This is a genomic window from Streptomyces sp. NPDC004667, from assembly GCF_040609475.1.
Lineage (GTDB): Bacteria > Actinomycetota > Actinomycetes > Streptomycetales > Streptomycetaceae > Streptomyces.
The window spans coordinates 20,101-33,069 of the sequence record NZ_JBEXKC010000054.1 but is presented as its reverse complement, the minus strand read 5'-3'; the positions used below and the strand labels follow the sequence as shown (position 1 = coordinate 33,069).

13 protein-coding genes are annotated in these 12,969 nt (G+C 71.6%); 8 read left to right on the top strand and 5 right to left on the bottom strand.

Going from position 1 to position 12,969, the window contains the following annotated elements:
• Positions 1-9 precede the first annotated feature (9 nt).
• Positions 10-1,032, top strand: coding sequence for an SMP-30/gluconolactonase/LRE family protein (locus ABZW32_RS26385; protein ID WP_356220132.1), 1,023 nt, complete (start codon positions 10-12; stop codon positions 1,030-1,032).
• A 121-nt stretch (positions 1,033-1,153) separates the two neighbouring features.
• Here the strand turns inward: ABZW32_RS26385 and ABZW32_RS26380 are convergent, their stop codons facing one another.
• A complete protein-coding gene (locus ABZW32_RS26380; protein ID WP_356220130.1) occupies positions 1,154-3,808 on the bottom strand; it encodes a BTAD domain-containing putative transcriptional regulator in 2,655 nt (884 codons plus the stop codon).
• 267 nt (positions 3,809-4,075) lie between these two features.
• Here ABZW32_RS26380 and ABZW32_RS26375 point away from each other — a divergent pair, with 267 nt between their 5' ends.
• The 4 genes from ABZW32_RS26375 to ABZW32_RS26360 all read left to right on the top strand — a co-directional run bounded on the left by ABZW32_RS26375 (position 4,076) and on the right by ABZW32_RS26360 (position 6,148).
• Positions 4,076-4,690: a DUF308 domain-containing protein gene (locus tag ABZW32_RS26375; RefSeq protein ID WP_356220128.1), complete on the top strand. Its 615-nt coding sequence runs from the start codon at positions 4,076-4,078 to the stop codon at positions 4,688-4,690.
• A 48-nt stretch (positions 4,691-4,738) separates the two neighbouring features.
• Positions 4,739-5,320, top strand: a complete 582-nt coding sequence (locus ABZW32_RS26370) for a Uma2 family endonuclease (RefSeq protein WP_356220125.1) — start codon at positions 4,739-4,741, stop codon at positions 5,318-5,320.
• A gap of 302 nt (positions 5,321-5,622) precedes the next feature.
• Positions 5,623-5,892 (top strand): type II toxin-antitoxin system Phd/YefM family antitoxin, encoded by a 270-nt coding sequence (locus tag ABZW32_RS26365; RefSeq protein WP_356220123.1) that lies wholly within the window; start codon positions 5,623-5,625, stop codon positions 5,890-5,892.
• Positions 5,885-6,148, top strand: coding sequence for a type II toxin-antitoxin system RelE/ParE family toxin (locus tag ABZW32_RS26360; RefSeq protein WP_356220120.1), 264 nt, complete (start codon positions 5,885-5,887; stop codon positions 6,146-6,148). Before ABZW32_RS26365 ends, ABZW32_RS26360 begins: the two co-directional genes overlap by 8 nt.
• 233 nt (positions 6,149-6,381) lie before the next feature.
• Here ABZW32_RS26360 and ABZW32_RS26355 read toward each other — a convergent pair whose 3' ends face one another.
• Positions 6,382-6,810 (bottom strand): hypothetical protein, encoded by a 429-nt coding sequence (locus tag ABZW32_RS26355; RefSeq protein WP_356220118.1) that lies wholly within the window; start codon positions 6,808-6,810, stop codon positions 6,382-6,384.
• A 433-nt stretch (positions 6,811-7,243) separates the two neighbouring features.
• Between ABZW32_RS26355 and ABZW32_RS26350 the strand changes: the two genes are divergently transcribed.
• Positions 7,244-7,825, top strand: a complete 582-nt coding sequence (locus tag ABZW32_RS26350; protein WP_356220115.1) for a Uma2 family endonuclease — start codon at positions 7,244-7,246, stop codon at positions 7,823-7,825.
• A 121-nt stretch (positions 7,826-7,946) separates the two neighbouring features.
• On the opposite strand, the gene ychF is transcribed toward ABZW32_RS26350, so the two are convergent.
• The gene (ychF, locus tag ABZW32_RS26345) at positions 7,947-9,035 is read right to left on the bottom strand and encodes a redox-regulated ATPase YchF (protein WP_356220113.1); all 1,089 of its coding nucleotides are present in this window, start codon (positions 9,033-9,035) and stop codon (positions 7,947-7,949) included.
• Positions 9,036-9,184: 149 nt separating this feature from the next.
• Here ychF and ABZW32_RS26340 point away from each other — a divergent pair, with 149 nt between their 5' ends.
• Entirely contained in the window at positions 9,185-9,646 is a 462-nt protein-coding gene (locus tag ABZW32_RS26340; RefSeq protein ID WP_356220110.1) for a DUF6542 domain-containing protein, read from the top strand.
• Positions 9,647-9,678: 32 nt separating this feature from the next.
• On the opposite strand, the gene ppgK is transcribed toward ABZW32_RS26340, so the two are convergent.
• Together ppgK and ABZW32_RS26330 are read right to left on the bottom strand one after the other, a co-directional pair.
• Positions 9,679-10,434, bottom strand: a complete 756-nt coding sequence (ppgK, locus tag ABZW32_RS26335) for a polyphosphate--glucose phosphotransferase (RefSeq protein ID WP_356220108.1) — start codon at positions 10,432-10,434, stop codon at positions 9,679-9,681.
• Between the two features lie 32 nt (positions 10,435-10,466).
• Entirely contained in the window at positions 10,467-11,480 is a 1,014-nt protein-coding gene (locus ABZW32_RS26330) for a 4-hydroxy-3-methylbut-2-enyl diphosphate reductase (RefSeq protein WP_356220105.1), read from the bottom strand.
• A gap of 86 nt (positions 11,481-11,566) precedes the next feature.
• Here ABZW32_RS26330 and ABZW32_RS26325 point away from each other — a divergent pair, with 86 nt between their 5' ends.
• Complete coding sequence (locus ABZW32_RS26325) at positions 11,567-12,964, top strand: APC family permease (protein ID WP_356220102.1); 1,398 nt, start codon at positions 11,567-11,569, stop codon at positions 12,962-12,964.
• Positions 12,965-12,969: the final 5 nt, after the last annotated feature.

Here is a 12,969-nt window from a genome sequence, read left to right as displayed (position 1 = left end):
GATTCACACATGCCCACGCTGCCGAAGCACCTCGCCGTGGCCCTCGCCGTGTCGGCGGCCCTCACGGTGGCCGCCACCGCGCCCGCCGGTGCCGCGACCGCTCCCCCGTCGCCCGCCACCGCCACCGCCGCGCCCTCGCCCTCGCCCCGGATCTCGACGGCGTTCACCCTGCCGGGGGCGAAGGTCTATCCGGAGGGCATCGCCTCCGATTCCCGTACGGGCACCGTCTACGTCGGCTCGTACGCGGACGGCACCGTCTACCGCGCCCGCCCCGGCGCCCGCACCGCCGAGGTCTTCCTCCCCGCCGGCACCGACGGCCGGCACACGGCGAACGGCCTGCGCGTCGACGCCCGGGGCCGGCTGTGGGTCATCGATTCGACCACCGGGGTCGCGGTGTACGACACCCGCACCGGAGCCCGCCTGGCCCACTTCGAGGTCCCGGGCACCGGCCCGCGCTTCATCAACGACCTCACCATCACCCCGGACGGCACGGCCTACCTCACCGACAGCGCCCGCCCGGTGATCTACCGGGTCACCCCGGCCCAGCTGCGGGCCGGCTCCGGCGCCCTGGCCGTCGCCTACGACCTGACCGGGCACCTCACCCCGGCGCCCGCCGGCAGCTTCGCCCTCAACGGCATCGTCTCCGACCCCGCGGGCCGCTACCTGCTGGCCGTCGACATGACCGCGGGCGACCTGCACCGCGTCGACCTCCGCACCGGCGCACTCGGTCGCGTCGCCCTGACCGGCGGCGACCTCAAGGCCGCCGACGGCCTCGCCCTCTCCCCCGACGGCACCCTGCGCGTGGCCCAGAACCTCCCCAACACCCTGACCCGCTGGCAGCTCAGCGCCGACGGCACCCGCGCCCGCCTGACCCGCACCCTGACGGACCCCTCGCTCCAGATCCCCACCACCCTCACCCACACCCGGGGCCGCACCCTGGTGGTCCGCTCCCAGTTCGACCACGGCGGCCCCATGAACCCCACCGGCGGCACCCCGACCACCTTCACGGTCGCCGAGGTCCAGGGCCTCTGACGGCAGGGAACCCCAACGGGCGGGGCGGGAGCACCGGGGCCGCGCTGGGGTGCGGGGGGGCAACAGCAGGCCGGGCGCTGCCGTTCCGCTTGCGCGCCGCTACCTATCCACTGCCGATCCGCTACCGATCCGCCGCCAGCCGCGACAGCAGCTCCCCCGCCCGCCGCGCACCGTCCGTGAACCCGGCCGCGTCCGCCGCCGCCGCGGCCCGTCCGAGCTGGCCGGCGGCCTCCTCGACCCGGCCGAGGCCGGCCAGGGCCTCGCCCCGGACGATCTGCAGCTGCGCCCGGCCGACCTCCAGCTCGTCGGGGACGAGCCCCTCCGCGCGCACGACGTACGCGAGCGCCTGCGCGTGGGCCCCCGTCCGCAGGCAGTGCCGGGCCAGGTGCTGGAGGGTCAGCACCCGCGTGGAGGGGTGGCCGGTCCGCGCGGCGAGCTCCACCGCCCGGGACATCAGTTCCCCGGCCCGCTCGCGGCACCCCGTGGAGTCCAGGACCGCCCCGAGGTTCGCGTAGGCGATGGCCTCGCCGATCCCGTCTCCGGCCCGCGCGGCCAGCGTCGGCGCCCGCTCCAGGTGGACCAGGGCCTCGGCGTCGCGGCCCTCCTCGTGCAGCACCCACCCGAGCAGGGACCGGGTGCGCGACTGCGCGTCGGGGTTCTCCTCGTGCTCCGCCGAGCGCAGTCCGGCCTCCAGGAGCGGCACCCAGCCGTCCCCGATCCGCCACAGCACCAGCGGCCACGGTACGAGGGCCAGCCGCCAGGCCCGGTCGTGCAGGCCCAGGGCAGCGGCGGCGGCGACCGCCCCCTCCAGGGCCGGGCGCTCCGCCTCGTACCAGGCCAGTGCGGCGCGGCGGTCCTCGAACTCCCGGATCGCCGGGGGCCTGCGGAAGTCGCGGGGCAGCGCGTAGCAGGGCTGCGAGCCCGGCTCGGCGGCGGCGTCGGCCGCGAGTCCCGTGTAGAGGTAGTGGTCGAGGAGGCGGCGCAGGCCCTCGGGGTCCGCCTGCGGGGCGAGCTCGCGGGCGTAGAGCCGTACCAGGTCGTGCGAGGACCAGCGGCCCGGAACGGGCTCGCCGATCAGGTGGGCCGCGGCGAGCCGGTCCAGGTCGGCGCAGGCCTGCGCGGGCGAGGTCCCGGCGAGCGCGCCGGCCGCGAAGCGGTCCAGGTCGCCCGCGGGGTGCAGGCCGAGCGCGCGGAACATCCGGGCCGCGGACTCGGGCAGTTGCTGCACGGTGAGGCGCAGCGCGGCCGACACCCCGGTGTCCTCGACGTTCAGGGCCGCCAGTCGCCCCTGTTCGTCGGCCAGCTCGCCGACCATGGCGCCGAGCCCCCACTCCGGCCGCTCGGCCAGGCGGGCCGCCGTCACCCGCAGTGCCAGCGGGAGCCCGTCGCAGAGGGCGGCCAGCCGGGCGGCGGCTTCCGGTTCGGCCTCGACCCGGGCCGCGCCCAGCACGTCGGCGAGCAGGGCCCGCGCGTCGGCCGGCGGGAGGTGGCCCAGGGGGAGCGGCCTGGCGGCGTCGGAGGCGACGAGTCCGCCGAGCCGGTTGCGGCTGGTGACCAGCGTCGTGCAGTGGTCGCCGCCGGGGAGCAGGGGCCGGACCTGCTCGGAGGAGCGCGCGTCGTCGAGTACGAGGAGCAGCCGGCGCCCCGCGGTGAGCGAGCGGAACAGCGCGCCCATCGCGTCGGCCGTCTCCGGCATCCCGTCCGGCGACACCCCCAGGGCCAGGAGGAACTCCCTTAGGACGGCGCCGGTTTCGGGCGGCTGGGCGTCGCTGAAGCCGCGGAGGTCGGCGAAGAGCCGGCCCGCGGGGAAGTCGGCGTGCCGCTGGTGGGCCCAGTGCACGGCGAAGGCGGTCTTGCCGACTCCGGCGGGCCCGGTGACCAGGCGGACGGCCGCGCCGCCCGACCCGACGGCCCGGGTGAGCTCCGCCAGTTCGGCGTCCCGCCCGGTGAACCCTCTTGGCGGACGCGGCAGTTGCTCGGGAACCACCGCCTCGGCGGCCGGGGCGGGCGCGGCGGACCGCCGCCGCGACGCGGGGCCGGCCGAACGCAGCAGCTCCGCGTAGGCGGCTTCGAGCACCTCCCCGGGGTCCACGCCGAGCTCCTCGCCGAGCAGCCGGCGGGTGCGGTGGTACCAGCCGATGGCGTCCGACTGCCGCCCCGAGCGGCCCAGGGCCAGCATCAGCGCGGCCGCCAGGGATTCGCGCAGCGGGTGCGCGACGGCCTCGGTGCGGAGCACGGCGGCGGCCATGCCGTGCTCGCCGAGCCGCCCGTACGCCCCGGCGAGCGCCTCCACCGCGGCCAGCCGCAGCTCCTCCAGGCCGCTCGCCTCGGCCTGGAGGTGCCGGCTCTGCACGGTTCCGGTGAGCGCGGGACCCTGCCAGAAGGAGAGCGCCTCGCGCAGCTTCAGGACGGCGTCGGCGGGCCGGCACTGCGCCCCGGCCAGGGTGACGAGCTCCTCGAAGCGGTGCGCGTCCACGAGTGACTCCGGCATCCGCAGTACGTACGCCGAGCCCTGGGTGGCGAGTTCGACCCCGTGCGCCGGGGCCCCGCACCGGGCCAGCAGGGCGCGCAGCCGCGAGACGTGCCCCTGGAGCACGGTCCGGGCCCGGGCGGGCGGCTCGTCCTCCCAGAGGGCTTCGATCAGCCGGCTCACCGGGACCGCGGTGTTGGGCCGCAGCGCCAGCACGGCCAGCAGGCTGGAGCGCTTGGCGGGCCCCGGCGCGACGTCCCCGCACTCCGTCACGACGGCGACGGTCCCGAGCAGCCGGATCTCCACCTGTTGCCTCCCCCGCACCCACTGCGAACCCCCGAGGATACGCACCAAGATCCACCCACCGGCCCCGCCCGCCGCCCACCGGCGGGGCCGCGCCTCGGTCCGTCCGGGGAAGGGTCTGGATCTTCGCGTATCTCCCTACAGAACCACCCTGCTCGACCGACCCGGCGGGCGATGACATAACGGCCTAAAATGACCTGAAAGCAGTCACGGCATGTCCGGCGGCTCCAGGGTGCCCCCGCGGGCCGCCCGGCTGGCCCAGGAGGCGTGATGACCGTATCCCCCGACGCGGCACCGCAGTACACGCACAGCGACCCCGAGGACGTCCTCAAGCAGCTCGGGAGCTCTTGGCGCTGGGCACTCGGGTTCGCCCTCGCGACCTTGATCCCCGGCATCCTGATACTCGTCTGGCCCGACGAGACCCTGCACGTCCTGGCCGTGATCATCGGCCTGCAGCTCCTGGTGGCCGGCGCCTTCCGTTTCGTCTCGGCCTTCTCGCACAGCGGCGACCGGGGCGGCAGCAGACTGGCGGGCGTCCTGATCTCCATGCTGGCGTTCCTGGCGGGCGTCCTGGTACTGCGGCATCCGATGCAGACGATCGGCGCGCTGTCCCTGATCCTCGGGGTGTTCTGGCTGCTGAGCGGAGTGCTCACGGCGTACACGGCGATCGCCGACCACGACCTCGTACACCGCGGCATGCTCTTCGGCCTGGGCGCCCTCGGCGTCATCGCCGGAATCGTCGTGCTCTGCTTCCCGGTGGACTCCGCGGTCGCCCTGACACGACTGCTGGGCCTCTGGCTCGTCCTGCTCGGCGTGTTCGAAGTCGTGATGGCCTTCGTACTGCGCTCCGCCACCCGCGAACTCGCACACACACCCCCGCAGTGAACCCCCGACACCCCTCCGGCCCGAGCCGCGGGCCGCTACCGTAAGGCCATGACCGCACTGCCCGACTGGATGCGCCCACCGCGCGCCGAGGGCTGGTTCGCGGAGGACCTCGACCACCTCCCCGAGGCACCCCGCCACACCGAGCTGATCGACGGAGCCCTCGTTTTCAGGCTGTCGCCCCAGCGGTGGTGGCACGGCCACCTCGTCACCATGCTCACCGTCGCGCTCATGGAGCAGGTGCCCGCCGACACCAGAGTCGGCCGCGAAATGACCATCAAGCTCGACCCGCGGAACCGTCCCGAACCGGACCTGCTGGTGACGACGGCCGATTTCGACGGCGACCGCACCTGGTTCGCACCGGAGGACGTCCAGCTCGTCATCGAGGTCGTCTCCCCGGAGTCCGCCCATCGCGATCGCACAGTAAAACTCCGCAAGTACGCGGAGGCCGGCATCCCGCACTACTGGTGCATCGAGGACGAGGACGGGGCACCCGTCGTCCACGCCTACGAGCTCGACGAACCCACCGGCACCTACGCGCCCGCCGGCATCTTCCGGGGCACCCTCCAGCGCCCGGTGCCCTTCGAGATCACCCTGGACCTCGACAAGCTCACGCCACCCCGAAACGGCTGAAAGTCAGCGCCAAGCCTGCACGGGAATGCAGAAGGGGTCGGACTCGCAGAGTCCGACCCCTTCTGACCTGCACATTTGACGAAATCACCCAACGTGCAACAACAGGATGATTACACGTTGAAGCGGAACATTCAGCACAGCGCTCCGACCTGCGGAAACGCAGTTTTCGGAACCCTTGTCCAGCACCGACCCAGCACGGTGCGGATTCATCCAGCACATCCGGCACGCGCGACCGCGACGAAGATCGTCACCCACACCGACACACGTTGTGTACACATGAGTCACTCGGTACGCTTGGGCGCATGACGCAGCCGTTGCCCATAGAGTCCATCCGCGACGTGCGCGCCCACCTCGCCGAGGTCGTGGAGCGCGCCGATCGCGACGACGTGCCCACAGTGATCACGCGTCGGGGCAAGGAGGTCGCCGCCGTCGTCTCCATCGAGGTGCTGCGCAAGTACCAAGAGTGGGAAGAACGCGAGATCAACCGCATCATCGACGAGCGCATGGCCAACCCCGCGCCCGGCATCCCGCTCGAGGACATCATGAGGGAGACGCTGGCACGCGGTGAGTGAGTACCGAACCGTCTTCCGCCCCGAGGCGCAGGCCGAGCTTCGGAAGATCCCCCGCGACATGGCGCTGCGCATCCTGGCCAAGCTGACCGAGTTGGAAACCGACCCTCTCGGCTTCAACACCACTGCACTCGTATCCCAGCCCGAACGCCGCCGCCTGCGCGTCGGCGACTATCGCGTCGTCTACACGATCGACAACGGAGAGCTGGTGGTCTGGATCGTTCACGTGGGACACCGGTCCACCGTTTACGAGACCTGATCACTCCTGACCCCACGTCAGAATATCCAGCACCCATCCAGCACGGCGACGACAAAGGGGCCGGACTCAACAGAGTCCGGCCCCTTCTGTCCTGCACGTTTGACTCAATGCCTCACGTGCAGTACGTGCACGACTACACGTTGAAGCGGAACGCATAGCGCAATGCTCCCACCTGCGGAAACGTGGTTTTGGGCGGGCCAAGTCAGCACAGAATCAGCACGGGAGTACGACCGTTACGCCGGATCGCCATCGTCACTCAACGGCGCCATAGGCATCTCAGGGAGGGCGCGTTCCACCAAGTCGGGAACGTCAGCGTCCGACCGGCGCTCCGAGTCCTGCAATTCAACACTCCGCTGAATCTGCTGACTCAACTCGTCAAGCGACCGCGCCTGCCGCCACAGCGCTTTCACGGTCTCTCCAAAGTGTTTGGCGACCTGATGCGCACTCCACTCCACAGAGTCGGTCTCAAGGGCGCTATCCCTCAGGGCCTCAAGATCCACTGTGTAGGTCAGCGTGCCCACACGGCCGAAGGGGCCGTCCGCGTCAACCTGGAACTCGTACACCTTGGGCAGTTCCGAGGAGAAGAGTTGATGGCCCACATCCATGACGAAGGGAATGCGGCGCTTGGGGGGGAAGGGTTGCGATGCGCCGACCAACAGCACGGTTGGGGGTCTCGGCCCGCTCGGCACCCAGAGTGGTCTGGAGCGGAGGACTCACCGAGATGTGCACGTTGCGGGCCAGCGTCTGGCCGATGTTCTCGATCACCAGCACAAGCAATGACGAACCAGGGATGCGGGGCCTGATGTCGACGATGACGTACGGTTCCGCCTGCTCGCGTTGGGCCCTCTCCGTGAGGGCGTTGGCCTCGGCAACCGCCCTCGCCTGACGCCGGTTGCAGACGAGAGACCAGAACGCGGCCGTCGTGGAGAAGACGAGAGCCGCCACGGAAATGACCACCGTGGCGATCTGAACCGATGAGTCACTCATGACCGGATGCTAGGCAGGTGGCTGGTTGCAGCGTGGAAAGTTGCCGAAAATCATCCGGCTGAGATCGTCTGCTCCCCAGCCTGAGCTGCTGACCGCTACCGTGAAGCCATGACCGCACTGCCCGACTGGATGCGCCCGCCGCGCGCGGAAGGCTGGTTCGCAGAGGACCTCGACCACCTCCCCGAGGCACCCCGCCACACCGAGCTGATCGACGGAGCCCTCGTATTCATCATGTCGCCCCAGCGCTGGTGGCACGGAGAGATCGTCACCGACCTCACGTTGGCTCTCAGGGCGCAGGCCCCGGCGGGCTTCAGGGTCGGCCGGGAGATGACCATCCGCCTCGATGCCCGGAACCGCCCGGAACCCGACCTCGTGGTGACCACGGCCCCGTACGACCCCGACTGCACCTGGTTCGCTCCCGAAGATGTCCAGCTCGTCGTCGAGGTCGTCTCGCCGGAATCTGCCCACCGCGACCGGACCGTCAAGCTTCGCAAGTACGCCGAGGCCGGCATCCGGCACTACTGGTGCATCGAGGACGAGGACACCGCCCCCGCCGTGCACGTCTACGAGCTCGACGAGCCGACCAGCTCGTACGCGCCGGCAGGAATCTTCCGCCACACGCTCCAGCGATCCCTGCCGTTCGAGATCAGCCTCGATCTGGACAAGCTGGCACCGGGCCAGTCGGCCTGACACCGCGATTCCAAGTCAGCACCAAGTCAGCACGGGAATACAGAAGGGGTCGGACTCGACGGAGCCCGACCCCCCTGGCCTGCACGCTTGACTAATTACTTAACGCACAGCATGGACGCCGCTACACGTTGAAGCGGAACTCCACCACGTCGCCGTCCTGCATGACGTACTCCTTGCCCTCCATGCGGGCCTTGCCCTTCGCGCGGGCTTCCGCGACCGAGCCGCATTCGACCAGGTCCGCGAAGGAGATGACCTCGGCCTTGATGAAGCCGCGCTGGAAGTCGGTGTGGATGACGCCCGCGGCCTCGGGGGCGGTGGCGCCCTGCTTGATGGTCCAGGCGCGGGTTTCCTTCGGGCCTGCCGTCAGGTAGGTCTGGAGGCCCAGGGTGGCGAAGCCGACGCGGCCGAGGGTGGCGAGGCCGGGCTCGTCCTGGCCGACCGACTGGAGGAGCTCCAGGGCTTCCTCGTCGTCCAGCTCCGAGAGGTCCTGCTCCAGCTTCGCGTTCAGGAAGATGGCCTCGGCCGGGGCGACCAGCGCGGACTGCTCCGCCTTGAAGGCGTCGTCCGTCAGCTCGTCCTCGTCCACGTTGAAGACGTAGAGGAACGGCTTGGTGGTGAGGAGGTGCAGCTCGTGGAGGAGGTCGCCCTGCTCCGTGCCCTTGGTGATGCCCTTCGAGAAGAGGGTGTCGCCCGCTTCGAGGATCTTCTTCGCCTCGACGACGGCCGCCAGGACCGCGACCTTCTCCTTCTGGAGGCGGGACTCCTTCGTCAGGCGCGGCTCCGCCTTCTCGATGGACTGGAGGTCCGCGAGGATCAGCTCGGTGTTGATCGTCTCGATGTCGTCCTTGGGCGAGACCTTGCCGTCGACGTGGACGACGTTCTCGTCCTTGAAGGCACGGATGACCTGGCAGATCGCGTCCGACTCGCGGATGTTCGCGAGGAACTTGTTGCCGAGGCCCTCGCCCTCCGAGGCGCCGCGCACGATGCCCGCGATGTCGACGAAGTCGACCGTGGCCGGGAGGACCTTCTGGGAGCCGAAGATGCCGGCCAGGACCGCCAGGCGCGGGTCCGGGACGCCGACGACGCCGACGTTCGGCTCGATGGTGGCGAACGGGTAGTTGGCCGCCAGCACGTCGTTCTTGGTCAGGGCGTTGAAAAGGGTCGACTTGCCGACATTCGGCAGGCCGACGATTCCGATCGTGAGCGACACGTTGGCGACTTCCCGTAGCTGGAGGGGGCGGCGGCCCGGAGTGGGCCGTCGGACAGTTTACTTTCCGATGAGCGCCGGTGGATGTACGCGTGTCCGGGGGCCGATCCGGGGGGCCTCCCGCCTAGGTTGGTCGGGTGGAGCAATACAGGATGCGTTCGACAGGTCACCCTCAGGTGCGCGGCTCCCGGCCCCCCGCGGCCCGGGGCGGGCGGCGGCTGCCCCGGCCCCGGCTGACCGGGCTCGGCGGCGGGCTGTTCGCCTGCGTCGCGATGCTCCTGGCCGCCGGGATCTCCTGGCTGCTCTTCGACTCCTCGCTCTTCGCGTACGGGCTGCTCTTCCTCCCCGTGGCCGCCGCGACCGCCGCGTGGGTGCGGCCGGCCGACCTGGTCACCGCGCCCGTGGCCGTGCCCATCGCGTTCGCCGCCGGGGTCTGGCCCGTGTCGGGCGGCTCCGGCGGCGTCGGCGGGCAGCTGATGGGGGTGGTGTCGGCGCTGTCCCTGCACGCCGGCTGGCTCTACGCGGGCACGCTGGTCGCCGCCCTGATCGCCCTGGCGCGGCGCGCCGCGCTGAGCGGGCGGCGGCGGGCCGCCCGTCGCAGCAGCACCGCCTGAACCGCCCTGCCCGGCCGGCCCGCCTACCCCGCCTACCCCGCCTTCCGCGCCAGGTCGCGGGCGGCCATCGCCGCGCCGACGATGCCCGCGTTGTTCTGGAGCTTCGCCGGGACGATCTCCGCCCGGATGTCCCGGATCAGCGGGAGGAACTTCTCCGGCTTGCGGCTGACCCCGCCGCCGAGGATGAAGAGGTCCGGGGAGAAGAGCATCTCGACGTGGGCCAGGTACCTCTGCAGGCGGTGCGCCCAGCGCTCCCAGGTGAGGTCGCCGTCCTCCTTGGCCTTCACCGACGCCCGGGTCTCCGCGTCGTGGCCCTTGAGCTCCAGGTGGCCCAGCTCCGAGTTCGGCACGAGCCGCCCGTCCGTGAAGAGGGCGCTGCCGATGCCGGTGCCCAGGGTGAGCAGGATGACGGTGCCGCCCCGGCCGCGCCCGGCCCCGTACGTCATCTCCGCGACGCCCGCCGCGTCCGCGTCGTTGAGGACGGCGACCGGCAGGCCGTCGAGCTCCCGCGAGAGCAGGGCGGCCGCGTCCGTGCCCACCCACGCCTTGTCGACGTTGGCGGCCGAACGGGTGACACCGCCGGTGACCACACCCGGGAAGGTGACCCCCACCGGGCCCTTCCAGGAGAACGCGCCGATCACCTCCGCAACGCATCCGGCCACCCCCTCGGGGGTGGCCGGATGCGGTGTCAGTACCTTGTGGCGCTCCTGCGCCAGCTCGCCGCGGTCCAGGTCCACGGGAGCGCCCTTGATCCCGGAACCGCCGATGTCCACACCGAAGATCTGCATGGACTCACCGTACGAACGCCGGGCCCGGCAGGCTACTCGTCCGCGCCCCCGGCAACCAGTTCGGCGGCCTCCGCGCGCAGGTCGCGGCGCAGCTCCTTGGGGAGGGAGAAGACGATGGACTCCTCGGCGGTCTTGACGATCTCCACGTCGGCGTAGCCGCGGGCGGCCAGCCACTCCAGGACCTCTTCGACCAGCACCTCCGGCACCGAGGCGCCCGAGGTCAGGCCGATCGTCGTGACGCCCTCCAGCCAGGCCTCGTCGATCTCGCTCGCGAAGTCGACCAGGTACGCGGCGCCCGCGCCGGCGTCGAGGGCGACCTCGACCAGCCGGATCGAGTTCGAGGAGTTCTTCGACCCGACCACGATGACCAGGTCGGAGTCGGCGCCCATGACCTTGACCGCGGCCTGCCGGTTGGAGGTGGCGTAGCAGATGTCGTCGCTGGGAGGGGAGACGAGCAGCGGGAACTTCGTCTTCAGCGCGTCGACCGTCTCCATCGTCTCGTCGACCGAGAGGGTGGTCTGCGAGAGCCAGACGACCTTCGACTCGTCGCGCACCTCGACCTTCGCGACGTCGTCCGGGCCGTCGACGATGGTGATGTGGTCCGGGGCCTCGCCGGAGGTGCCGATGACCTCCTCGTGGCCCTCGTGGCCGATGAGGAGGATGTCGAAGTCCTCGTTCGCGTACCGGATGGCTTCCTTGTGCACCTTGGTGACCAGCGGGCAGGTCGCGTCGATCGTCGCGAGCTTGCCGCGGGCGGCCTCCTCGTGCACCACCGGCGCCACGCCGTGCGCGGAGAACATCACGATGGAGCCGGGCGGGACCTCCTCCGTCCGCTCGACGAAGATGGCGCCCTTCTTCTCCAGCGTCTGGACGACGTACTTGTTGTGCACGATCTCGTGGCGGACGTAGACCGGCGCACCGTACTGCTGGAGGGCCGTCTCGACAGCGATCACGGCGCGGTCCACTCCCGCGCAATAGCCGCGCGGGGCGGCGAGCAGGACGCGGCGGGATGCGGAAGCGGGGGCGGGAGCAGTCATACGCTCCATCGTACGGGGGTCTCCAGCAGGCCGGACGTCCCCCGTACGGCACACACTTGGTCGAACGTCCATATCGGCGATCCCCCGGAGGAACGATGGCGTCCGCTACGGATTCCACCACCGTCCCGCCCACCGCCCTGCGGCGGAGCCTCGGATTCCGGGACCTGGTCGTCTACGGCCTCCTCTTCATCGCCCCCATGGCCCCGGTGGGCGTCTTCGGCGCCCTGGACGCCAGGTCGCACGGCGCCGTCGCGCTCGTCTACCTCGTCGCGACGGCCGCGATGGCCCTCACGGCCCTCTCGTACGCGCAGATGGTGCGGGTGGCCCCGCAGGCGGGCTCGGTGTTCACCTACGCCCGCAAGGCGCTGGGCGAGGGACCGGGGCTGATCGCGGGCTGGATGGCGATGCTGGACTACCTGCTGATCCCGGCGGTCGCGTACCTCTTCTCCGGGATCGCGATGAACGCGCTGGTCCCGGAGGTCTCCCGCTGGGTGTGGACGGCGCTGGCCGTGGTGATCACCACCGCGCTGAACCTGTGGGGCGTACGGGCGGCCGCGCGCGTGGGCTTCGCGGTGCTCGGCATGGAGCTCCTGGTCCTGCTGGTCTTCCTCGTCTCGGCGGTGACCGTACTGGTCCGGGACGGGGCCCGGCGCGGCTGGCTGTCCCCGCTGACCGGCGACGGCTCGCTGGGCTTCTCGACGGCCGCCGTCCTGGGCGCGGTGTCGATCGCGGTCCTGTCCTACCTGGGCTTCGACGCCATCGTCTCCTTCGCCGAGGAGGTGACCGGGGGCTCTGCCCGGGTGGCGCGGGCGGTGCTGTTCTGCCTGGCGCTGACCGGGGTGCTGTTCCTCGTCCAGACCTACCTCGCGGCGCTGCTCACCCCGGTCTCCTCGGCCGAGCTCGCCGCCGACCCGGCGCTCCAGGGGCCGGCCTTCTACGACGCCGTCGAGGCCTCGGTCGGGGGGTGGCTGCACGACCTGGTGGCGGCGAGCAAGGCGGTGGGGGCCGCCTTCGCGGCGCTGGCCGGGCAGGCCGCGGCCGGGCGGCTGCTGTTCGCGATGGCGCGGGAACGGCGGCTGCCGGGCGTTCTGGCGCGCACTTCGGGCGGCACCCCGAGGGCGGCGCTGCTGGTCGCGGCCACGGTGACGCTGGTCGCGGCGGTGTGGGCGGCCCGCCGCGACGACGGGCTCGACCACCTGGTCTCCGTGGTGGACATCGGCGCGCTGACGGCCTTCACGCTGCTGCACGCCTCGGTGGTGGGCTGGTTCGTGGTGCGGCGGATGGAGGGCCCGCCGAACTGGCTCAAGCACCTGGTGTTCCCCGTACTGGGCGCCGCCGTGACCGTGGCCGTGATCGTCGAGGCGTCCTGGACGGCGCAGCTCGTGGGGGCGGTGTGGCTGCTGGTGGGGCTGTGCGTGCTGGTGGCCCAGCGCGGCCGACGCGCCGGGGCCGCGGCCGACGGGCCCGGTACGGGTGTCGGCCCCGGCGGTTAGCCTGC